Raw genomic sequence first — 21,190 nt, 5'->3', positions numbered from 1 at the left:
TCATGTCGAAACTATGGATCGAGTGAGCGAGTGCTCAGCCCGCTTAAATTAGCGCCATAGAGCTTTCCCGCTTTCTTTGTAGCCATAGGCGCTTGCTCATCCCGAAGGATCGTGCCAGCATGTATAGACAAGTGGGTGGCGAGGCACCATGTGGTTCGAGGTTTCATCAAGCGGCCTGTCTTTCCGCAGCGCTCACCGGAATGCGCAGCATCGGTGGCCGGCATGATCGTCTTCGACAATGTCAGCAAACATTATCCGGGCGCGACGACCGCGGTGAACGGGCTCTCGCTGGAAGCGCCCAACGGCAAGCTGACCGTCTTCGTCGGACCTTCGGGCTGCGGCAAGACGACGTCGCTTCGCATGGTCAACCGGCTAATCGCTCCCTCCTCCGGGTCCATTCTCCTCGACGGCGAGCCGACGGACCGGATGGATGTCGCCCTGCTCCGGCGTCGGATCGGCTATGTCATCCAGCATGCCGGCCTGTTTCCGCATCTGACGGTGGTCCAGAACATCGCGTCCACCGCGCGCCTGAACGGCATCGCCAAGCCGAAGGCTCTCAAGGACGCTCATGAACTGCTGGAGCGCGTCGGGCTGACCCAGGCCTTCGCGCACCGCTTCCCGTGGCAGCTGTCGGGCGGACAGCAGCAACGCGTCGGTGTCGCGCGCGCCCTGGCCTCCGATCCGAAGTTCATGCTGATGGACGAGCCCTTCAGCGCCGTCGATCCCGTCGTGCGCGCGCAGCTGCAGGACGAGTTCCTCCGCCTCCAGCGCGAGATCGGCAAGACGATCATCATGGTCACCCATGACATCGACGAAGCCTTGAAGCTCGGCGATCAGGTGGCGGTGCTGCGGACGGGCGGAACTCTGGCGCAGATCGCGACGCCGCAGACCCTGCTGGCTCGGCCGGCGGACGCTTTCGTGGCCGAGTTCGTCGGTCGCGATCGGGGTTATCGCTATCTGTCCTTCGCCGAATTCGACGCCGCGCTGCCGCTTTGCGCCGAGCCGACGGTGCCGCTCGGGGCGACGCCCGAGGCGGTTCGCGCGGCGGCGACCGACCGATGGGTGCTGGTAGTCGATGCGGCGCGTCGCCCTCTCGGCTGGGTCGACAGCACATCTCTGGCGGGTCCCGTCCGCGAAGGCGATCTCAACCTCAGCGGCACGCTGGCGCCGCAGGGCAGCACCTTACGGCATGTCATGGACGCGGCCTTGAGCGCCCCGTCCGGGCGCGGCGTCGTCGTGGGGCCGGACGGCGAGCTCGTCGGAACGGCGACGCTGGCGGACGTCGTCGCCGCCGTCGAGGGCGCCCGGCGGACCCGCTCGGAGGCGCGCGCATGAGGTTCGATTGGCTCTGGCGCGAGTCCGGGCGCATCGCCGATCTGTTTCTCTGGCACTTGGGTCTCTCCGTCCTTCCCGTGCTGATCGGCCTTCTCCTGGCGCTTCCCCTCGGATGGATCGCGCAGCGCTCCGGTCTCTTTCGCTCCACCTTTCTCGGAGCAGCCGGGCTTCTCTATACGATCCCCTCTCTCGCGCTCTTCGTGCTCCTTCCGCTGGTGCTCGGCACGAAGATCCTCGATCCGATCAACGTCGTCGCCGCCCTCACCCTCTACGCTCTCGCCCTGCTCGTGCGGACGGTCAGCGACGGGTTGGACTCCGTTTCGCCCGACGTTCTGCAGGCGGCGAGCGCCATGGGCTATCGCGCCCTGCCACGCTTCCTGTTCGTGGAACTGCCGCTCGCCGTCCCGGTCATCGCCGCGGGCCTGCGCGTCGCGGTCGTCTCCAATGTCAGTATCGTATCCGTCGCCGCCCTGGTCGGCACGCCGCAGCTCGGCCTTCTCTTCACGCAAGGTCTGCAACTGCGCTTCCTGACGCCGATCGTCGCGGGCATCGTCCTCTGCGTCGTGCTGGCCGCCTGCCTCGACGGGCTGGTGCTGTTCGTGGCTCGTCGGCTGACGCCCTGGCAGCCGAAGGCGCGTTGACCATGCTCGACTGGTTCCTCACTCCCGATCACTGGCAGGGCGAGGAAGGCGTTCCCGTCCTTCTGGCCCAGCATCTCGCCTATAGCGCGGTGGCACTCGCCTTCGCCTGTCTGATCGCCCTGCCGATCGGCCTCTATGTCGGCCATACGCGGCGCGGCGTGATCTTCGTCGCCGGCTTCGCGAACGCTCTGCGCGCGCTGCCAAGCCTCGGGCTGATCGTGCTTCTGGTGATCCTGTTCGGACCGATCTTCGCCTCGGATCTCGCCTTCGTCGTGCCGAGCCTCATCGTGCTCGTGCTTCTCGCGGTGCCGCCGATCATGACCTCGACCTATGCCGGCATCGCGGCGGTCGATCCGGCGGCGGTCGACGCGGCGCGCGGCATGGGTCACCGGCCGCTCGGCATCCTGTTCGGGGTGGAGCTGCCCTGCGCCCTGCCGTTGATCTTCTCGGGACTGCGCGCCGCGACGCTGCAGATCGTCTCCACCGCCACCATCGCCGCCTATGTCTCGCTCGGCGGGCTCGGGCGCCTGATCATCGATGGCCGCGCCCAGAACGACTACTATCAGATGGCGGCTGGGGCGGTGCTCGTCGGTCTTCTCGCCCTCGCCGTCGATCTCCTCATCGGCCTCCTGTCACGCCTCGCGGTCTCGCCCGGCCTGACCCGCCGCATCCCGCGCCGCGCCGTCTGACGGCCGCCATCCTTTCCCCACCCACAGGAGCAGTTCGCATGGCATTCCGATTGATTCCCGCCCTCGGCGCCCTGGGGCTTCTCGCCCTGGCGGTGCTGCCCGCCGCCGCGAACGATCCGCTCGCCGGCGACGCCCCTGCCCGCACCGACGCGACGGCGATCGTCGTCGGCTCGGCCGACTTCCCGGAAAGCCAACTCCTCGCCACGATCTACGCGAAGGCGCTGGCCGCCAAGGGCATGAATGTCGACACGCGCCTCAATATCGGCAGCCGCGAGGTCTACATGCCGGCGCTGCTCGACGGCTCGATCGATCTCCTGCCGGAATATGCCGGCGCGACGTTGAGCTATCTCGACAAGACCGCCACGGCCCATGCGCCCGACGATGTGGCGAAGGCGCTGAAGGCGGCCTTGCCGAAGGGTGTCTCGATGCTGACGCCCTCGCCGGCGCAGGATTCCGACATCCTCGCCGTGACGCGCGCCACGGCGGACAAGTACAAGCTGAAGACCATCGCCGACCTGAAGCCGCATGCGCATGAACTGGTGCTCGGCGGTCCGCCGGAGTGGAAGACGCGCAAGGAAGGCGTCGTCGGCCTGAAGGACGTCTACGGCCTCGAGTTCAAGTCCTTCAAGACGCTCGACGTCGCCGGACCGCTGACCTTGTCGGCCCTGCTCAACGGTCAGGTCCAGGCCGCCGACATGACCTCCACCGATCCGGCCATCGCCGCCAACGATCTCGTCGCGCTGGAAGACGTGAAGAATCTCTTCCCGGCCCAGAACATCGTGCCGGTGATCGCGGCCGCCAAGGTCGACGATACCGTGACGAAGGCGCTCGATGCCGTGTCGGCCGCCCTCACCACGGAGGACCTCATTGTGATGAACGGCCGCCTTGCCGACCACGAGAGCTTCGATGTGGTGGCCGAGGACTGGCTGGCCAAGCACAAGCTGAACTGACCGGCGACCGCGCACCTCCCGCGCCGACAACCGGACCGGCGGTCGCTCGCCGGTCCTTTCCGCCTTCACTCTGAGACTGCGCCATGCCATCCCTCTCCGATTCGCCCGCACCGGTGATCCTCGGCCGCGCGCCCGTCGGCGCCCGCGCCATCGCCGCGATCGCCCGGGGCGCGACGGTCGTTCTGGACGAGGCGGCGCTCGCCCGCATGGCGGATCTGCACAGGCGGGTCGGCGAGGCGGTGTCCGGCGGGCGCGCCATCTATGGCCTGACCACGGGCGTCGGGGATCTCTATTCGGTCGCGCTGCGACCGGACGAACTCTCCCGCGCCCAGATGAACATGCTGCGGAGCCATGCGAGCGGCGTCGGCGAACCGCTCGACGCGACGGGCGCCCGCGCCATCATGGCGGTCCTGGTCGAGGCCTTCCTCAAGGGCGCGAGCGGCGTCTCGCCCGATCTCGTCGTCACCATGACCGCCATGTTGAACCGGGGCGTCACGCCTGTCGCGCCCATCGCGGGCTCGGTCGGCTATCTGATCGCCACCTCGCATATCGGCCTCGCCATCTTCGGCGAGGGCGAGGCCTTCTTCGCCGGCGAGCGGCTGCCCGGCGGCGAGGCGCTGGCCTGCGCCGGCATTCCCCTTCACCAGCCCGGCGCCCGCGAGGGCCATTCGCTCATCAGCAATGCCTGCGAGATCACCGGGCTCGGCGCGCTCGCCGTCGCCCGGATCGAGACGCTCCTGCCGCTGGCCGATCTCGCGGGCGCGATGAGCCTCGAGGCCCTGCGCGGCAACACGCGCGGCTACGATCCGCGTCTGCATCGCCTGCGTCCGCATCCCGGCCAGATCGCGACGGCCGACCGCCTGCTGTCGCTCCTCGACGGAAGCGAGATCCTCGCCGCGAACCGCGATCACCGTCTGCAGGACGCGCTCAGCCTGCGCTGCATTCCCCAGGTCCATGGCGCGGCGCGCGACACGTTCGAACATGTCCGGCGGGTGATCGAGATCGAGATCGACTCGGTGACCGACAATCCGGTCTTCACGCTGGAGGACGACGAACTCGTCGCCCTGCCGGGCGGCAACGGCCATGGCGCGCCCACGGCGCTGGCGCTCGATCATCTGGCCATCGCGATCGCGGCGCTCTCCACCATCTCGCAGGCACGCTCCGACCGCCTGACGAGCCGGCATCTCAGCGGCCTGCCGGCCTTTCTCGCCGATGGCAGCGCCGCCCATTCGGGCTTCATGATCCCGCCCTATGTCGCGGCGGGACTGGCCGGCGATAATCGCGCGCTCGCGGCCCCCGCGAGCGTTCATACGGTCTCGACCTGCGCCGGGCAGGAGGATCACGTCTCGATGGGCGTTTCGGCGGCGCTGAAGGCCCGCAAGGCCGCCGACAACCTCGCGGACATCCTGTCGATCGAGCTGCTCTGCGCGGCCGAGGCGCTGGACCTCCATGCGCCGCTTCGCCCCGGCCGGGGCACAGCGGCCGCCCGCGACGCGATCCGCTCGCGCGTTCCGCGCCGCCTCGAGGATCGGGTGATGGCGCCCGATCTGGCCGCCGTGCGCGCTCTGATCGACGGCGGCGACCTCCAGGCCTTCGTCGCGGCCGCGATCCGGTCCGAATGACCGAGGAGACCGTCATGACCCCTCCCGCCGCCGTGCCGGCGCCGCTCGCCGGCGTGAAGGTGCTCGACCTGTCGCGCGTCCTCGCCGGACCGCTCTGCGCCTCGATGCTCGCCGATCTCGGCGCCGAGGTCGTGAAGGTGGAGATTCCCGGACGCGGCGACGATTCCCGCGCCTTCGGCCCGTTTCTCGACGGGGAGAGCTGCTATTTCATGCTGGTCAATCGGGGCAAGAAGAGCATCACACTCGACATGAAGTCGGAAGAAGGGCTGGCGATCGTCCGCCGGCTCGTGGCGGGCGCCGATATCCTGATCGAGAATTTTCGCCCCGGCGTCACGCAGCGGCTCGGCCTCGACTACGAACGCGCCCGGCTCCTCAACCCGCGCCTCGTCTATGTCAGCATTTCCGGCTTCGGTCAGGACGGGCCGCTCGCCCAGCGTCCGGCTTACGACCACATCGTCCAGGCCATGGGCGGCATCATGAGCGTGACCGGCTGGCCGGACGGCGCGCCGACGCGCATCGGCGACGCGGTGGGCGACGTCGTCGCCGGGCTCTACGGCGCCTTCGGCGCGCTGGCGGCGCTGCTGCAGCGCGACCGGACCGGGACCGGCCAGCATGTCGACGTCGCCATGCTCGACGCCATGGCCTCGCTCCAGATGGTCACTCTGTCGCAGATCGCCGGCGGCCTGCCCTCGCCCGGACGCCTCGGCAACGCCCATCCGGTCAGCGCGCCGATGGATTCCTTCGCTGGCACCGACGGCCATGTGGTGATCGCGGTGGCGAACGATCCGCTGTTCCTGCGGCTCGCCGAGGCCATCGGCCGGAAGGACCTGTCCGACGATCCGCGTTTCTCGACCGATGCGCGGCGCCTCGTCCATCGCGACGCTCTCCATGCGGCCATCGAGGCGTGGACGGCAGAGCGGAGCGTCGAGACGATCGTCGCGGCCATGGCCGCGGCGGGCATTCCGGCGGCGCCGATCTGGACGCTTTCCGAGATGCTGGCGAGCGACCATGCCCGCCATCGCGGTCTTCTGCGAGAAACGCGCCAGCCGAACGGCGCCGTCCTCGGCGTCATGCCGCAGCCGGTGCGCTTCAGCGGCGCGGCGCCGGAGGGCGATCTTGCCGCGCCCGCGCTCGGCGCCGACACGGCGGCGGTCCTGGCCGCCGAACTCGGGCTGACCGACGACCAGATCGCGGGCCTCAAGGCTCGTGGCGTCATCTGAAGGGGACGGAGCATGACGGATCTTCCGAAGCTCGCGGTGATCGGTGCCGGCACGATGGGCGCCGGCATCGCCGGCGTCTTCGCCCGGCTCGGCTACGAGGTCGCGCTTTTTTCGCGAAGCGCGGCGACGCTGGATAAGGCCCGCGAGGCGCTCGGCGAGGCGGCCGCCGGCATCCGCTTCTCGACCGAGCTCGAATCCTGCCTCGAAGGCGCGGGCGCGGTCAGCGAGAATGTCGCGGAGGAGCTGGAGCTGAAGCGCGCGCTCTTCTCCAGGATCGAGGCGCAGGTGCCGGACGATTGCCTTCTCACCACCAATACGTCGAGCGTGCCGATCGGCGCGATCGCGGCGGAGATGACACGTCCGGAGCGCCTCGTCGGGCTGCACTGGTTCAATCCGCCCGCCGTCATGCCCCTGGTCGAGATCGTACGCGGGCCGCAAACCGCCGAACATGTGGTCGAGCGGGCGCGCGCCCTCTGCGGAGCGATCGGCAAGGAGACGATCGAGGTCGCGACCGACCTGCCCGGCTTTGTGATCAACCGCCTGCAATATGCGATCCTGCGCGAGGCGCTGCACCTCGTCGAGAGCGGCGTCGCGACGATCCGCGATGTCGACCGGGCGGTGGAGACGACGCTTGCGCCGCGCTGGTGCGCCGCCGGCCCCTTGCGCCTGATGGACCTTGCCGGGCTCGACACGGTGGCGAAGGTCGCCGCCGTGCTGATGCCGGCCCTGCATGCCGATGGCGGCGTGCCGCCGCTCGTCGCCCGGCTCGCGGGCGAGGGGGCGTTCGGCACCAAGAGCGGACGCGGCTTCTACGAATGGACGGACGAGGCGAGCACCGCCACCAAGGCCGAACGGGACGCGATCGTCACCCTTCTGACCGAGCGACGCCGGGCATGAGCGAAGCGACGATTCTTTCGCGCCGCCATGGAGCGGTCGCCCAGGTGGTCCTCAACCGCCCGGCCAAGCGCAACGCCCTCGATTGGCCGATGCTGGACGGTCTCGTCACGACGCTGCGCGGCTTCGACGTCGATCCCGACATTCGCGCCGCGGTGATCTCCGGCGAGCCGCGCGCCTTCGCCGCCGGCGCCGATATCGGCGCGCTCGGCGAGGCCAGCGCGATGGAGCTCTATCGCAGCGGCTTCAGCGAACAATGGGACGCCGTCGCGGCGATCGAGACGCCGATCGTCGCGGCCGTGTCCGGCTATTGCCTGGGCGGCGGCCTGGAACTGGCGCTGATCTGCGACATCGTCGTTTGCGAGCGCGGTGCGGTTTTCGGTCTGCCGGAAGCAGCGATCGGCACGCTGCCGGGCGCCGGCGGCACGCAGCGCCTCGTGCGGGCGGTCGGCAAGTCGCTGGCGATGGAGATGATCCTGGCCGGGCGCCGCCTGGACGCCGAGGAGGCCTGCCGCTTCGGCCTCGCCAGCACCCTGGTCGAGGCGGGCGCGGCGGAAGCGGAGGCGCTGGCGCTCGCCGGGCGGATCGCCGAGCGCGCGCCGCTGGCCGCGCGATTCGCCAAGCGCGCGGTGCTCCAGAGCTTCGAGACGCCGCTGTCGGCCGGCATCGCCTTCGAGCGCGCCCTGTCGGCGCTGATGGCGGCGAGCGAGGATCGGGCCGAGGGCATGCGCGCCTTCGCGGAAAAGCGGACGCCGCGCTTTACCGGGCGCTGAGCCTCACGCGCCCTCGATCGTCACCACGAAGAGCGCCGCCCTTTCGGCGGCGAGCGTGAGCGGGCCGGTATCGCCTTCGAGAAGGAGGGCGTCGCCGGCCGCGAGCGCGACGGGGATGCCGGTTTCGGCCGTCACGGTGAGCGGGTCGCGGGGCAGGAGCAGGATCCAGGGCGCCGCGACACGGAGCGCGAGCGCATCGGCGACGGTCCGGCGCTCGACGCGATGGCGCAAAGCGCCGCGCCGCGTCATCACGTTGAGATCGGTGATCGGCCCGTCCTTGAGGACGGCCGTCGTCGCGACATCGGCGGGAAAGGCCAGCGGCGCGTCGCCCGGCGCGAGATCATGGCGGCCGAGACCGTCGATGTCGAGCCGAAGGCCGGCGCCCGAGAGGATCGCCAGCGTACGGTCGATGCCGGGAAAGCGGGAGAACGGACCGTCGCTCGCGACATGCGCCATCGAGACCCGCCAGTCGAAGCCGGCGAGATCCGCCTCCGCCGGGTGGACGGCGATCTCCACCGTCTCGCCGCCGCCGTTCTTCCAGGCCATGCGCCGGTGATCGACGCTTCTGAGAACGCGCATTCCGTCTCTCCGTCCCGAGGGGCGGCCGGAGCTTCGCGCCGGCCCTCCGCTCGTCAGTTGCCGAGGATGGCCGGTAGGCGCAGACCCTGGTCCCTGGCGCAATCCAGCGCGATGTCGTAGCCGGCATCGGCATGGCGCATGACGCCCGTCGCCGGGTCGTTCCAAAGGACGCGGGCGAGCCGCCGGTCGGCGTCCTCGCTGCCGTCGCAGCAGATCACCATGCCCGAATGCTGCGAGAAGCCCATGCCGACGCCGCCGCCGTGATGGAGCGACACCCAGGTCGCGCCCGACGCGGTGTTCAGGAGCGCATTGAGGAGCGGCCAGTCGGAAACCGCGTCCGAGCCGTCCCGCATCGCCTCCGTCTCGCGGTTGGGCGAGGCGACGGAGCCGGAATCCAGATGGTCGCGGCCGATGACGACGGGCGCCTTCAATTCGCCGTTGCGCACCATCTCGTTGAAGGCGAGGCCGAGCCGGTGCCGGTCGCCGAGGCCGACCCAGCAGATGCGCGCCGGCAGGCCCTGGAAGGCGATGCGCTCGCGCGCCATGTCGAGCCAGCGGTGGAGATGGGCGTTGTCGGGAAGAAGCTCCTTCACTTTCGCGTCGGTGCGGTAGATGTCCTCCGGGTCGCCGGACAGCGCCGCCCAGCGGAAGGGCCCGATGCCCCGGCAGAAGAGCGGCCGGATATAGGCCGGCACGAAGCCCGGAAAGGCGAAGGCGTTCTCCAGGCCCTCGTCCTTGGCGACCTGGCGGATATTGTTGCCGTAGTCGAGCGTCGGCACCCCGGCCGCGTGGAAGGCGAGCATCGCCTCGACATGGGCGCGCATCGAGGCGCGCGCCGCCTTCTCCACCGCCTTCGGATCGCTCTCGCGCTTGGCCTTCCAGTCCGCCATGGTCCAGCCGGCCGGCAGATAGCCGTTGATCGGGTCATGGGCCGAGGTCTGGTCGGTGACGATGTCGGGACGGATGCCGCGCCGCACCATCTCCGGCAGGATCTCGCTGGCATTGCCGAGGAGGCCGACCGATTTCGCCTCGCCGGCCGCCGTCCAGCGCTCGATCATCGCCATCGCCTCGTCCAGCGTCTCGGCCTTCTCGTCGAGATAGCGGGTGCGCAGGCGGAACTCGATCGAATCCGGGTTGCATTCGACCGCGAGGCAGGAGGCGCCGGCCATGACGGCGGCGAGCGGCTGCGCGCCGCCCATGCCGCCGAGCCCGCCGGTCAGCACCCACCTGCCCTTCAGGCTGCCGTCGTAATGCTGGCGCCCGGCCTCGACGAAGGTCTCGTAGGTGCCCTGCACGATGCCCTGCGTGCCGATATAGATCCAGGAGCCGGCGGTCATCTGGCCGTACATGGCGAGCCCCTTGCGGTCGAGCTCGTTGAAATGGTCCCAAGTCGCCCAATGCGGCACGAGATTGGAATTGGCGATGAGGACGCGCGGCGCGTCGGCATGGGTCCTGAACACGCCGACCGGCTTGCCGGACTGGACGAGCAGCGTCTCGTCGGCCTCGAGGTCGCGCAGGGTGGCGGCGATGCGGTCGAAATCGTCCCAGGTGCGCGCCGCCCGGCCGATGCCGCCATAGACGACGAGCTCGTTCGGATTCTCGGCGACCGCCGGATCGAGATTGTTCATCAGCATGCGCAGCGGCGCCTCGGTCAGCCAGCTCTTGGCCGTGATCTCGGGACCGGTGGCGGCGCGCACCTCGCGGATGTTGTGACGCGGATTGCTCATGGGCGGACTTCCTTCAGGGAGGGGGCGAGGTCGGCGAGGCGCGCGAGGATCGCGCCGAGCACGGCGCGAAGGCGCTCGGCCTTGGCGGTATCGAGGGCGAAGGGCGGCACTTCCTCGGCGAGATGCGAGGCCTGCGCCAGTTCCATCTGGATGGCGTGGACGCCCCTCTCCGGCCGGCCGTAATGGCGCGTCGTCCAGCCGCCCTTGAAGCGGCCGTTGACGACCGTGGCATAGTCCGCCGCCGCCGTGCAGAAGCCGGCCACGGCGGCCTCGACCGCCGGCGCGCAGGTGGTGCCGTTCATCGTGCCGATGTTGAAGTCGGGCAATCGTCCCTCGAACAGGAAGGGGATGGTCGAGCGGATCGAGTGGCAGTCGTAGAGGATCGCGACGCCGTGGCGTTCCTTCACCCGCTCGATCTCGGCCGCGAGCGCCGCGTGATAGGGCGCGTGGAAGGTTTCCATCCGCCGGGCGATCTCGGCCGCGTCCGGCTCGGCGCCCTCGCGCCAGATCGGCTGGCCGTCGAAATCGGTGAGCGGAACGAGGCCGGTCGTGTTCTGGCCGGGATAGAGGCTTTCCCCCGAAGGATCGCGATTGGCGTCGATCACGTAGCGGTGGAAAGTGGCGCGCACCACGCTCGCCTCGGAGAGGAGGCCGTCATAAAGGCGCTCGACATGCCAGTCGGTGTCGCGCAGCAGGCGCCCTTCGGCATTCAGCCGGACGAGGATGTCCGGTGGCACCGCCGTTCCGGTATGGGGAAAGGCGAGGATCACGGGCGAGGAGCCCGAAGAGGTCTCGACGACAGACAAGATCAGATCCTTTCGCCCCGGAAGACGCGGGCATGGAGCGGGTTGAAGCCGATGCGGTAGACGAGCTCGGCCGGGCTCCCGACATCCCAGACCGCGAGATCGGCGGACTTGCCGGCCTCGATCGTGCCGGTCTCGGCGAGGAGGCCGAGGGCGCGCGCCGCCTCGCGCGTCGTTCCCGCGAGACATTCCTCGACCGTCAGGCGGAACAGCGTGGCGCCCATGTTCATGGTGAGGAGCAGCGAGGTCAGCGGCGAGGTGCCGGGATTGCAGTCGGTGGCGAGCGCCATCCGCGTGCCCGCCTGGCGGAAGAGATCGACCGGCGGCGTCCTGGTCTCGCGGATGAAGTAATAGGCTCCCGGCAGAAGCACCGCGACGGTGCCGCTTGCCGCCATCGCCGCCGCGTCCTCGGCCGTCGCATATTCCAGATGATCGGCCGAGAGCGCGCCGGAGCGCGCGGCCAGCGCGGCGCCGCCGCAATGGGACAGCTGTTCGGCATGAAGCTTCACCGGCAGGCCGAGCGCCCGCGCCGCCGCGAAGACCTCGGCCATCTCCTCGGCCGAGAAGGCGATGCCCTCGCAGAAGCCGTCCACCGCGTCGACCAGACCGCGCGAATGCGCCTCGCGCAGACCGGGGATCGCCACTTCGGCGAGATAGTCGGCCTTGCGGTTTTTGTATTCGGCCGGCACCGCATGGGCGGCGAGCCAGCTCGTCGCGATCCGCACCGGGCGCCGCGTCTCCAGCTCCCGCGCCGCCTCCAGCATCCGGCATTCGGTCTCGATGTCGAGGCCGTAGCCGGACTTGACCTCCACCGTCGAGACGCCTTCGGCGAGCAGCGCGTCGAGCCGGGGGAGAGCGGTCTCGACGAGCTCCGCGACGGAGAGCGCGCGCGTCGCCGCCAGCGAGGCGACGATGCCGCCGCCGGCACGGGCGATCTCCTCGTAGGTCGCGCCCGCCAGGCGCATCTCGAACTCCCGTGCCCGGTTGCCGCCGTGGACGAGATGCGTGTGGCAGTCGATCAGCGCGGGCGTCACCCAGCGTCCGCCGAGATCGAGCCGCTCGGCGCCCGCCGCCGGCGGCAGCCCCGCCTGCGGCCCGGCATAGGCGATGCGTCCGCTCTCGATCAGAACCGCCCCATCCTCCACGAGGCCGAGCCCGGCGGAGCCTTCCGCCAGCGTGGCCAGTCGCGCATTCGTCAGAACTCGGGTCATGAACGGTCTCCTGCGAAAGCCGGAAGGGCCAGAAGCGCCGCCATGGCGGCGATATCCGCGTTCATCGGTCGGTCGTCGGCATAGGCGGGAACGAGCGCCCGGACGCGCCGGTAGAGCCCTTCGGTGCCGGATGCGCGGCCCTCGATCGGCTGCAGCTCATAGGCTTGGCTTGCCGCGAGAAGTTCCACGGCGAGGACGTCCCGCAGATTGTCGAGGATCGCCAGGAGCTTCGTCGCCGCCGGCGTCGCATGGAGCAGCATGTCCTCCTGAAGCGCGGACGTGATGCCCCCGTCGAGGCTCGCGGGCTGTGCGAGGCGCCGGTTCTCGGCCACGAGCGCCGCGGCCGCGTATTGCGCGATCATATAGCCGGAGAAGATGCCGCCCTCCGGCGCGAGAAAGGCTGGGAGGCCGCTCACCAGCGGATTCACCAGCCGGTCGATCCGCCGCTCGGCGATGGCCGCGACCTCGGCGGCGGCCGTGGCGACCCCGTCGAGCGTCAGGGCCAAGGCGGCGGCGACCGCATGGGCCTCGGATCGCACCAGGGGCCGCTCCACCGTGCCGGCGACCGCCGGATTGTCGGTGACGCTCGCCAGTTCGTTCGCCACCACGATCTCGGCATTGGTCAAGACGTCCCGCGCTGCGCCGTGGACATGGGGCACCGCGCGCAGGCTCAGCGGGTCCTGCGTGCGCTGCCCGATCCTGGCATCCAGCAGCGCGCTGCCCGCGAGGAGGCGGCGCATGCGGCGGCCCACCGCCTGCAATCCCTCGGACCGTCGCAGGGCCAAGGTCGCCTCGTCGAAGGTGCCGATCTGGCTTCCGAGATTCTCGTGGGTCATGGCCGCCGCCGCGTCCGCCCAGTCGAGAAGCTCGGCGAAGCGCGCCAGCGCGAGGCAGGCCAAGCCGGTGGAGCACGGCGTTCCGTTGACGAGGCTGAGCCCTTCCTTGGCTTCGAGAACCAGAGGCGCCTGCCCGATGCGCGCCATGGCTTCGCGCCCCGAAATCCGTTCGCCCCGCGCCATCGCCTCGCCTTGGCCGATCAGCACCAGGCCGATCGCGGCGGCATGGGTGAGATAGCCGACCGAGCCGCGCGAGGGCACGATCGGCAGGATGTCCGCATCCAGCAGGGCGACGAGCGCCTCCACCACCTCCAGCCTGACGCCCGAGGCGCCGTGCGCGAAGCCGTTGATCTCGGCCGCCATCACCGCGCGCGTCGCCTCGCGCCCCAGGGGGTCTCCGAGGCCGCAGGCATGGCTGAACAGGAGATTGCGAGACAAGGCCTGTTGCAACGGGCGATCGACGATGACGTCGCACAGCGCGCCGACGCCCGTGTTGATGCCGTAGCCCCGAATACCCTGATCCGAGAGGGCGACGACAATCCGCCGCGCCTCGGCGATGCGCTCGCGGGCCGCGTTCGAAAGCGTCAGCCGCGCCCCGCGCGCCACGGCCGCGACATCGCTTGGAGCGAGCGGGCCGTCGATCGCGATCGCGGCGGCAGCGGCGGTTTCGGACGCAGCGTTCATTGCAGCCTCCGGAGCGCTTTCAGGAAGGCTGCGTCGATCGCATCTTCGTCGGCGTGACGACGGTCGCGGATCACGACGCGTCCGCCGACGAGCACGTCGCGCAGGACATCGGGGGCGGCGAAGATCCAGCGGTCGAGCAGCGTGTCCTCCCCCTCCCCTTCGGCGGCGGCCGCGACGAAGGGATGGTTGCCGTCGAGAACGACGAGGTCGGCGGGAGCTCCGACGCGCAGACCGTGTACCGCCCTGCCGCAGGCCTGCGCGCCGCCGGCGAGGGCCGCTTCGAACAGGGTGCGTCCGACGGAGGCACCCGGCCCGGCGACGAGCCGATTGCGGCGGCGATCCCGCAGGCGCTGGCCATATTCCAGAAGGCGGAGCTCCTCGGCGACGCTCGTCGCGACATGGCTGTCGGTGCCGATCCCGAACCGGCCACCGGCCGCCCGGTAGGCGGTCGCGGGGAAGATGCCGTCGCCGAGATTGGCCTCGGTCGCCGGGCAAAGGCCGGCCACCGCGCCCGAGGCGGCAAGGCGCGCCGTTTCGTCCGGCGTCATATGCGTGGCGTGAATGGCGCACCAGCGCGGGTCGACGTCCATTTCGTCCAGCAGCCATTCCACCGGCCGCCGGCCGCACCAGGCCAGGCACTCCTCCACTTCGCGCTCCTGCTCGGCGACGTGGATGTGGATCGGCCCGCCCGTCGTCTCGGCACCGAGGATGGCCCTCACCTCGTCCGGGGTCGCGGCCCGCAGCGAATGAAGGGCCAGCCCCAACGTGGCGCCAGCCGTGCCGCAGGCGGGGGCGAGACGTTCGAGAAGGGACAGGAAGCCGTCCACGTCGTGCAGGAACGGCCGCTGCCCTTCGCCGGGCTCCGCGCCGCCGAAATTCGAATGGGCGTAGAAGACAGGCAGATGCGTGAGCCCGATCCCGGTCCTCGCGGCGGCCGCCAGGATGCGATGCGAGGTTTCGGCGGGATCGCGGTAAGGCACGCCGCCGGCGCCGTGATGGAGATAGTGGAACTCGGCGACATGCGAAAAGCCACCCTTCAGCAATTCGACATAGAGCTTGGCCGCGATCGCCTCGACGTCGTCCGGCGTCATGCGGCCGACGATGCGGTACATCTGCGAGCGCCAAGTCCAGAAACTGTCGTCGCCGGGTCCCGCCCGCTCGGCGAGGCCCGCCATCGCCCGTTGGAAGGCATGGGAATGAAGATCGGCGAGGGCGGGAACGACAGGACCCGAAAGACGCTCGCCTTCACCCGACATCGGCCCCGAAGCGAGGGAGGCGATCCGACCATCCCCTCCCACATCGATCACGACATCGCGGGCCCAGCCATCGGGCAGAAGCGCCATCGGACAGGAGAAGCGCGAAACGGGCGACGACATGGAGACTCCAGCGCGGCGGAAGTTGCCTATACAACATTGCCGACTTTGGCACCGATCGCAAGCCGGTGCTGGCGAAACGACGCCGAGTCGTCTCTATATCCCGAAAGAAGACGCGCAGCCGGAGGACCACGAACTGTCGGCCAGGGGAAATGACGAAAGCCGGTCGGAACCGCAGCGCCCTCTCTATGAGACGCTGAAGGATTATGTCCGCCACCGCGTCGAGACGGGCGAATGGCAGACGGACCATCGCGTGCCGTCGGAGAACGAATTCGTCGAGATGCTGGGCGTCAGCCGGATGACCGTGAACCGAGCATTGCGGGAGCTCGCCGCCGAAGGCGTCGTCGTGCGGATCCAGGGCAAGGGCTCCTTCGTCGCCGCGAAGAAGCGCAGCTCGCTGTTCCAAGGCGTTCCGAACATCGCCGACGAGATCCGCGCGCGAGGCGGTGCCCATTCCGCCCGGATCGTTCTGCTGCAGGAGGAGATCTGCGGACCGGACCTGGCCGAGGATCTGGAAATCGAGATCGGGTCGCGCGTGGTCCACTCGGTCATCGTCCACCGGGAGGACGACCTGCCGATCCAGATCGAGGACCGCTTCGTCAATCCGCGTCTGGCGCCGGACTACATGGCGCAGGACTTCACGACGATCACGCCGAACAGCTTCCTGTCGATGGTCGCACCCATCGTCGGGGCCCGGCAGTTCATCGAGGCGGTGACGGCCGCCTTGTGGGAGAGCAAGCTGCTCGGCATCGGAAAGACGGAGCCCTGCCTCCTGGTCCGCCGGCGCACATGGTCGGACGCCGGGCTCGTGTCCACCGTCCGGCTGCTCTATCCCGGAACGCGCTACCGGCTGGAAAGCGGCTCCTGATCCCCTCGTCGACGCGGCGGAGGATCAGGCGCGCGGGAAGACGGCGTCACGGCCCGCCTCCTTCAGCGCGTCGATGGAGGCGATGCCCATCAGCGTCAGGCTGATCGACAGCTCGCGCGCGAGAATGGCGATCACGTCGGCGACCCCGGCCTCCCCGCCCCCCGCGAGGCCATAGGCATAGGCGCGGCCGAGCATGACACCATCGGCACCGAGCGCCAGCGCCTTGACGATGTCGGCGCCGCGCCGGATGCCGCCATCCAGCATCAGGCAGAATTCCGGCCCGACGGCGGCTCGGATGGCCGGCAGCGCGGCAATGGTGCTCGGCGCGCCGTCGAGCTGCCGGCCGCCGTGATTCGATATGACGATGCCGTCGCAGCCGAGGTCGCGGGCCCGCACCGCATCGCCCGGCGCCAGGATGCCCTTGATCACCAGCCTGCCCGCCCAGCGCTCGCGCAGCCAGGCGATGTCGGCCCAGGACAGCGTCTTGTCGATGCGGCGCGAGAGATTGGCCGCCTGCTCCAGCGCGCCGCGCCCGAACTCCGCCCGCTGCTCGACGGCTCGCACCGAGGGCACGCCATGCCGGGCGACGTCGTAGAGCCAGTGCGGCTTCAGCGCGAACCGGGCCAGGAGCGATGGCGTCACCCGCGTCAACGAGCGGAAGCCGTTGTGCAGGTCGCGCTCGCGAATGCCTGTGATCGCCGTATCGACGGTCACGAACAGCGTCTCGACCTTGGCGGCCTCCGCCTGCGCGATGAACTCCTCGCAGAGCGCCCGGTCCTCCAGGACGTAGAGCTGGAAATGCAGCGGCCCCGGCGTGATCGCCCTCAAATCGGCGAGCGAGGCGATGGAGAAGGTCGAGAGGCAGAAGGGAATATGCGCGGCATGGGCGGCGCGGACGGCCTTGGCCTCGCCTTGGCCGGCATAGAGGCCGAGAAAGCCGACCGGGCCGAGCATGAAGGGCAAGGGGTGCCGCAGGCCGAGATAATGCGTCGACAGATCCTGCGGCTGCGGCTCGACGAGAACGGTCTGGCGCAACGCGTAGCGGGAGAAGTCCGCCCGGTTGGCGCGCATCGTCTCCTCCTCGAAGGCGCCGCCGTCGATATAGTCGAAGAAGATTCTCGGCAGGCGTCGGCGGGCCCGCAGGCGGTGGTCCTCGATATTGACGGGCGCCATCTCAGCCTCGCTCCGGGTCGATGCCGTCGAGGAAGACCGAGACGCGGTCCGTTCCCGACACCGGCTCGGACCCGACCATGACCGCCATGGAGAGGCCGATCAGCGAAGAGACGGGCGTGTGGCCGGTGGCCCCGGCGCGCAGATTCATGACGAGCGTCGGACAGAGGAACAGGCCGAGCCGAAGGACGCGGCGCCAATCCGCCGGCAGAAGGCCGCGCTCCTTGAGCGTGAGAAGCAGCGGACGCCACATGGCATCCGCCTTCACCTGCAGAAGATCCTCGCGCACCGGGCTCGGCGCGAAATCGCTCGTGACCCGCAGCACATCGCCGTCGAGCGCAACGCTTGCCTCGAAGCGCTCGGTCGCGATCGCCGGATCGTAGAGCCAGAACGGATGGGCAAGGATGTTGTGGAAGGTGGTCTTCACCTCGGCGAGGAGCGTCGGAACATGCTCGCCGGCAAAGGCGGGATCGAAGAAGGCGAGCCGCGCGCCCTCCCCTGCCGTCTCGTACCAGACATTGGCATTGTGAGCGTCGCCATGCGCGGTGACGCCACCGGCATCGGCCATCCGCCGGGGGGACAAGCGGTCATGGGCCGCGTCGAACAGCGCGGCCAGCGTCTCCCGGTATTCGATGCCGTCGACGGAGAAGCGGCAGCGCGACAGCCGGTCCCAGGACAGGGTGAGGCCGGGCAAGGCGAATTCCTCGCCGACATAGAAGCTCGCCAGCCGTCCGCCCGGATAGGCGCCGGTGGCGGGATCGATCAGCCGCTCGGTGAACAGCCGGTGGACGGGTTCGGCCGCCACCTGTTCGGCCGTCACCGGATGCAGCGTGTCGAGCATGACCTTCAGGACGGCTTCGTTCAGCGCGCGTTCGGCGGCCACCGCCGCCCGGCGGGCTTCGGGCGCGTCCTCCAGATCCAGCGCGCGCAGCACGTCGGAGAACCGGGGATCGCTGCGGCGGCGATAGACCAGGATCTGCTCGCCCGGCAGCACCGACATCAGGATCGGCTGATCGACCGGCAGGCCGGCACGGGCCAGGATATCGGCACGGTAATATTCGCCGCTCATCGCCTCCTCGCCCTCCTCCTGATGGAACTTGAAGAAGAAGGCGCCGTCGCCCGTCTCGAAGAAGCCGTTCAGCGAATTCAGGCTGTACTGATCACGATTGATGACGAGATTTCGTGCCTCGATCGCGAAGAGGTCGCCGAGAAGGGCGGCGAGCTCGGCTTCCGCGCGGCCGTCGCGCGCCTTCGCAAGCCGGCGGATCTCGGCGGTGCGGCTCGTGGTCTGGCTCTTCGGCGGGCCGAGGGGATGGTCGGAACGGAGGCTCGGTGCGTCAGTCATCGGTCTTTTCCGAGGCGAAGAGGGCGGCGGCGGCACAAGCCGCCTGGGAGGGATCGGCTGCCGATGCAAGACCGGCCGCGATCTGGAACATGGCGTTACGGGCGGGACCCGCCGGCCCGCGTCAGCCCGCCACGCGGATGATGGTCTTCAGCGCCCGACCTTCGCCCCTGAGAAGCCTTTGATAGGCCTCCGGCACGGAATCGAGATCGGGCAGGATCTCGACGAAGCGCGTCAGCGATGCCGAAAGCTCCGGCAGATGCGCGATCGCCTCGGGCAGTTCCCCGGCGAAGGCATGACAGCCCGCCAGCGCGATTTCCCGCTCGACCAGGAGGTTGGGATCGAGATCCAGCCGGCCGTGACCGATGCCGACCAGAGCCAGGGTGCCGCCTCCGGCCATCAGGTCGAGCGTGCGGGCGATGGCGGCGATCGCGCCGGTGGCATCCAGCGCGTACCGCAGCCGCCCGCCCGCCAGGGCCGCATCGAGTGCCGCCCTGTCCAGCGCAACGGCCCGGCCGCCCGTGACCTCGCCGACCAGCGCCGCCTTCTCGGCGTTCAGATCGGCCACCAGCAACGGCCCGTCATGCAGCCGCGACAGGAGAAGGGCGGCGAGGCCGCCGATGGTGCCGCAGCCGGTGACCAGCACCGGTTCGCCGGCCGCCGCACGCAGCCGCCGCACCGCATGGAGCGCCACGGCGAGCGGCTCGGCCATCGCGGCGATCTCCGGCTCCAGAGCCGGATCGTGCCGGTGGACCAGCCGGGCCGGCAGTTGCAGGGCCTCCGCGAAGCCGCCGTCGCAGACCTCGCCGACGAAGCCGAGGCTCTCGCACAGATGCCGGCGGCCGCCGAGGCAGGCCGGGCAGTTCCCGCACCAGACACGCGAATCCGCCACGACCGTGTCGCCGGGCGCGAGATCCTCGACGCCCTCGCCGAGTGCCGCGATCCGTCCGCAGACCTCGTGGCCGGCCGTCGACGGCCGGCGGGAGATCCATTGGCCGGTGCGGAAATTATGCAGGTCCGAGCCGCAGATGCCGGCGGCCCGCACGGCGATGGTGACGAACCCCGGCGGCGGTGGCGGCGGCATCGCCACCGTCTCCGCCCGGAGATCGCCGACATCGTGGAGCCGCACGGCCCGCATCGCTCAGGCGCCCTTCTTGAGGTAGCGCGCGCGCAGGGGCGAGACGGCGAGCGCATGCGAGGAGAAGCCCTCGTAAAGCGCCAGATTGTGGGAGTGCCTGGCGAATTCGGGATAGGCCGGCGCCGTGACATAGCCGATCGAGCTGCGCTTGACGAAATCGGTGACCGAGAGCGGGCCGAAGGTGCGGGCCCAGCGGCTGGTCGGCAAGACGGCGTTCGGGCCCAGCGAGAAATTGGCGATGCTGACGGGCGTGTGCGTCCCCATCAGGATTTCCGCCGCCTCGGTGATATGTCCGAGATGGAGGAAGGGCTCCTCGGAGAGCAGTTCCAGATGTTCCGGCGCATAGGCGTTGACGAAGGCATAGCTCTCCTCGATCGAGGAGGTGAGCACGATGCCGCCGGTCCTGCCGGTTAGAACGGCTTTCGAGAAGGCGACGCGCTGCTCGCTCATCTTTGCCCAATGGTCCGGAAGGGCGGCCAGCGCCTCCTCGGCGACGCGCCGGCTATGCGTCACGAGATAGGCCGAGGAATCCGGCCCGTGCTCGGCCTCGATCAGGAGATCGAGCGCGGCGAGGCCGCCATGCACGGTGTCGTCGGCGAGGATCATCACCTCGGACGGCCCGGCCGGCAGGCCGGTGTCGATCACGCCCGACAGGAGCCGCTTGGCCGCCACCACCCAGGGGCTGCCGGGTCCGACGATCTTCAGGGCGGGCCTCACCGTCTGCGTGCCATAGGCGACCGCCGCCACGGCCTGCGCGCCGCCGACCTTGTAGACGGTCTCGACGCCCGCCAGCCGCGCCGCGACGAGCGTCGCGGCATCGACCGAGCCGTCGGGTGCCGGCGGCGTGACGATGGCGAGATGGGGCACGCCCGCGACCACGGCCGGCACGGCGGTCATCATCGTCACGGACGGAAAGGAGCCCTTGCCGCGCGGCACGTAGAGCGCCACCGACTGGATCGGCGTGAACCGGTCGCCGGCGAAGGCGCCGGGCCGGATCTCCTTCAGCCACATCGCTTCCGGCTTCTGTTCCTCGTGGAAGCGGCGGATATTGTCGATGCCGAAGCGGATCGACTCCTTGACGCTGTCGTCCACCAGCGCGAAGGCGGCGTCGAACTCGGCCTCCGTCACCTTCAGACCGGCCGCAGTCACATCCGCCTTGTCGAGCGTCCGGCCGAAACGGGCCAGCGCTTCGTCGCCTTCCGTGCGCACGGCCTCCAGAATGGGGGCGACCTTGTCCATGAAACCGGAAAGATCGGTCTCGGAGCGGCGCAGGAGGGCGGCCTTCGCCTCGGCGTCGAGCGTGGCATAGTCGTGGAAAGACACGTCGGTCATGGT

The 21,190-nt window shown here is 69.8% G+C and carries 19 protein-coding genes; 9 read left to right on the top strand and 10 right to left on the bottom strand.

Features of this window, described 5'->3' with window-relative positions; all coding sequences use genetic code 11:
• Positions 1-222: 222 nt before the first annotated feature.
• The 8 genes from IEY14_RS12105 (at position 223) to IEY14_RS12070 (ending at position 8,124) form a co-directional block, all read left to right on the top strand.
• Entirely contained in the window at positions 223-1,335 is a 1,113-nt protein-coding gene (locus tag IEY14_RS12105) for an ABC transporter ATP-binding protein (protein ID WP_188909248.1), read from the top strand.
• Entirely contained in the window at positions 1,332-1,976 is a 645-nt protein-coding gene (locus tag IEY14_RS12100; RefSeq protein ID WP_188908745.1) for an ABC transporter permease, read from the top strand. Before IEY14_RS12105 ends, IEY14_RS12100 begins: the two co-directional genes overlap by 4 nt.
• 2 nt (positions 1,977-1,978) lie before the next feature.
• Positions 1,979-2,665, top strand: coding sequence for an ABC transporter permease (locus IEY14_RS12095; RefSeq protein ID WP_188908743.1), 687 nt, complete (start codon positions 1,979-1,981; stop codon positions 2,663-2,665).
• 38 nt (positions 2,666-2,703) lie between these two features.
• Positions 2,704-3,615 (top strand): ABC transporter substrate-binding protein, encoded by a 912-nt coding sequence (locus tag IEY14_RS12090; RefSeq protein ID WP_188908741.1) that lies wholly within the window; start codon positions 2,704-2,706, stop codon positions 3,613-3,615.
• 83 nt (positions 3,616-3,698) lie between these two features.
• Positions 3,699-5,237 carry an HAL/PAL/TAL family ammonia-lyase gene (locus IEY14_RS12085; protein ID WP_188908740.1) on the top strand — a complete coding sequence of 513 codons (1,539 nt, stop codon included), beginning with the start codon at positions 3,699-3,701 and terminating at the stop codon, positions 5,235-5,237.
• A gap of 14 nt (positions 5,238-5,251) precedes the next feature.
• The gene (locus tag IEY14_RS12080) at positions 5,252-6,457 is read left to right on the top strand and encodes a CaiB/BaiF CoA transferase family protein (RefSeq protein ID WP_210318373.1); all 1,206 of its coding nucleotides are present in this window, start codon (positions 5,252-5,254) and stop codon (positions 6,455-6,457) included.
• Positions 6,458-6,469: 12 nt separating this feature from the next.
• Entirely contained in the window at positions 6,470-7,354 is an 885-nt protein-coding gene (locus IEY14_RS12075; protein WP_188908736.1) for a 3-hydroxyacyl-CoA dehydrogenase family protein, read from the top strand.
• Entirely contained in the window at positions 7,351-8,124 is a 774-nt protein-coding gene (locus IEY14_RS12070) for an enoyl-CoA hydratase-related protein (RefSeq protein ID WP_188908734.1), read from the top strand. Before IEY14_RS12075 ends, IEY14_RS12070 begins: the two co-directional genes overlap by 4 nt.
• Before the next feature lie 3 nt (positions 8,125-8,127).
• Here the strand turns inward: IEY14_RS12070 and IEY14_RS12065 are convergent, their stop codons facing one another.
• Genes IEY14_RS12065 through hutF form a run of 6 tightly spaced genes read right to left on the bottom strand, consistent with a single transcriptional unit; the run spans position 8,128 to position 15,340 of the window.
• Entirely contained in the window at positions 8,128-8,703 is a 576-nt protein-coding gene (locus tag IEY14_RS12065) for a HutD/Ves family protein (protein WP_188908732.1), read from the bottom strand.
• Positions 8,704-8,756: 53 nt separating this feature from the next.
• Positions 8,757-10,430: a urocanate hydratase gene (gene hutU / locus IEY14_RS12060; RefSeq protein WP_188908730.1), complete on the bottom strand. Its 1,674-nt coding sequence runs from the start codon at positions 10,428-10,430 to the stop codon at positions 8,757-8,759.
• Entirely contained in the window at positions 10,427-11,242 is an 816-nt protein-coding gene (hutG, locus tag IEY14_RS12055; protein ID WP_373288975.1) for an N-formylglutamate deformylase, read from the bottom strand. The genes hutU and hutG overlap by 4 nt, the downstream gene beginning before the upstream one ends.
• Complete coding sequence (hutI, locus tag IEY14_RS12050; protein ID WP_188908728.1) at positions 11,239-12,444, bottom strand: imidazolonepropionase; 1,206 nt, start codon at positions 12,442-12,444, stop codon at positions 11,239-11,241. The genes hutG and hutI overlap by 4 nt, the downstream gene beginning before the upstream one ends.
• Positions 12,441-13,964, bottom strand: a complete 1,524-nt coding sequence (locus tag IEY14_RS12045; RefSeq protein ID WP_188908726.1) for an HAL/PAL/TAL family ammonia-lyase — start codon at positions 13,962-13,964, stop codon at positions 12,441-12,443. The genes hutI and IEY14_RS12045 overlap by 4 nt, the downstream gene beginning before the upstream one ends.
• Complete coding sequence (gene hutF / locus IEY14_RS12040) at positions 13,961-15,340, bottom strand: formimidoylglutamate deiminase (RefSeq protein WP_188908725.1); 1,380 nt, start codon at positions 15,338-15,340, stop codon at positions 13,961-13,963. The genes IEY14_RS12045 and hutF overlap by 4 nt, the downstream gene beginning before the upstream one ends.
• A gap of 133 nt (positions 15,341-15,473) precedes the next feature.
• On the opposite strand from hutF, the gene hutC reads away from it, so the two are divergent.
• Positions 15,474-16,205 carry a histidine utilization transcriptional repressor HutC gene (hutC, locus tag IEY14_RS12035; RefSeq protein ID WP_244639471.1) on the top strand — a complete coding sequence of 244 codons (732 nt, stop codon included), beginning with the start codon at positions 15,474-15,476 and terminating at the stop codon, positions 16,203-16,205.
• 24 nt (positions 16,206-16,229) lie between these two features.
• Here the strand turns inward: hutC and IEY14_RS12030 are convergent, their stop codons facing one another.
• The 4 genes from IEY14_RS12030 to hisD all read right to left on the bottom strand — a co-directional run bounded on the left by IEY14_RS12030 (position 16,230) and on the right by hisD (position 21,187).
• Entirely contained in the window at positions 16,230-17,378 is a 1,149-nt protein-coding gene (locus IEY14_RS12030) for an alpha-hydroxy acid oxidase (protein ID WP_188908721.1), read from the bottom strand.
• 1 nt (position 17,379) lies between these two features.
• Entirely contained in the window at positions 17,380-18,720 is a 1,341-nt protein-coding gene (locus tag IEY14_RS12025) for a hypothetical protein (RefSeq protein WP_244639454.1), read from the bottom strand.
• Positions 18,721-18,841: 121 nt separating this feature from the next.
• Positions 18,842-19,855 (bottom strand): zinc-dependent alcohol dehydrogenase, encoded by a 1,014-nt coding sequence (locus tag IEY14_RS12020; RefSeq protein ID WP_188908720.1) that lies wholly within the window; start codon positions 19,853-19,855, stop codon positions 18,842-18,844.
• Positions 19,856-19,858: 3 nt separating this feature from the next.
• On the bottom strand, positions 19,859-21,187 hold the full coding sequence (hisD, locus tag IEY14_RS12015) for a histidinol dehydrogenase (RefSeq protein ID WP_188908718.1): 1,329 nt from the start codon (positions 21,185-21,187) through the stop codon (positions 19,859-19,861).
• Between the last annotated feature and the right edge of the window lie 3 nt (positions 21,188-21,190).

Origin of the sequence: Aureimonas endophytica (assembly GCF_014642635.1) — a bacterium.
Lineage (GTDB): Bacteria > Pseudomonadota > Alphaproteobacteria > Rhizobiales > Rhizobiaceae > Plantimonas > Plantimonas endophytica.
The sequence above is the reverse complement of the archived record's forward strand: the minus strand, read 5'-3'. Positions and strand labels throughout refer to the sequence as shown.

Excerpts from the sequence above, each read along its gene's own strand:
- IEY14_RS12090 (WP_188908741.1), top strand. The coding sequence starts at position 2,704 with ATGGCATTCCGATTGATTCCCGCCCTCGGCGCCCTGGGGCTTCTCGCC.
- IEY14_RS12095 (WP_188908743.1), top strand. The coding sequence starts at position 1,979 with ATGCTCGACTGGTTCCTCACTCCCGATCACTGGCAGGGCGAGGAAGGC.
- IEY14_RS12065 (WP_188908732.1), bottom strand. The coding sequence starts at position 8,703 with ATGCGCGTTCTCAGAAGCGTCGATCACCGGCGCATGGCCTGGAAGAAC.
- IEY14_RS12075 (WP_188908736.1), top strand. The coding sequence starts at position 6,470 with ATGACGGATCTTCCGAAGCTCGCGGTGATCGGTGCCGGCACGATGGGC.
- IEY14_RS12080 (WP_210318373.1), top strand. The coding sequence starts at position 5,252 with ATGACCCCTCCCGCCGCCGTGCCGGCGCCGCTCGCCGGCGTGAAGGTG.
- IEY14_RS12020 (WP_188908720.1), bottom strand. The coding sequence starts at position 19,855 with ATGCGGGCCGTGCGGCTCCACGATGTCGGCGATCTCCGGGCGGAGACG.
- hutU (WP_188908730.1), bottom strand. The coding sequence starts at position 10,430 with ATGAGCAATCCGCGTCACAACATCCGCGAGGTGCGCGCCGCCACCGGT.
- hutI (WP_188908728.1), bottom strand. The coding sequence starts at position 12,444 with ATGACCCGAGTTCTGACGAATGCGCGACTGGCCACGCTGGCGGAAGGC.
- IEY14_RS12100 (WP_188908745.1), top strand. The coding sequence starts at position 1,332 with ATGAGGTTCGATTGGCTCTGGCGCGAGTCCGGGCGCATCGCCGATCTG.
- IEY14_RS12030 (WP_188908721.1), bottom strand. The coding sequence starts at position 17,378 with ATGGCGCCCGTCAATATCGAGGACCACCGCCTGCGGGCCCGCCGACGC.
- IEY14_RS12105 (WP_188909248.1), top strand. The coding sequence starts at position 223 with ATGATCGTCTTCGACAATGTCAGCAAACATTATCCGGGCGCGACGACC.
- IEY14_RS12045 (WP_188908726.1), bottom strand. The coding sequence starts at position 13,964 with ATGAACGCTGCGTCCGAAACCGCCGCTGCCGCCGCGATCGCGATCGAC.
- hutF (WP_188908725.1), bottom strand. The coding sequence starts at position 15,340 with ATGTCGTCGCCCGTTTCGCGCTTCTCCTGTCCGATGGCGCTTCTGCCC.
- hisD (WP_188908718.1), bottom strand. The coding sequence starts at position 21,187 with ATGACCGACGTGTCTTTCCACGACTATGCCACGCTCGACGCCGAGGCG.
- IEY14_RS12025 (WP_244639454.1), bottom strand. The coding sequence starts at position 18,720 with ATGACTGACGCACCGAGCCTCCGTTCCGACCATCCCCTCGGCCCGCCG.
- IEY14_RS12070 (WP_188908734.1), top strand. The coding sequence starts at position 7,351 with ATGAGCGAAGCGACGATTCTTTCGCGCCGCCATGGAGCGGTCGCCCAG.
- IEY14_RS12085 (WP_188908740.1), top strand. The coding sequence starts at position 3,699 with ATGCCATCCCTCTCCGATTCGCCCGCACCGGTGATCCTCGGCCGCGCG.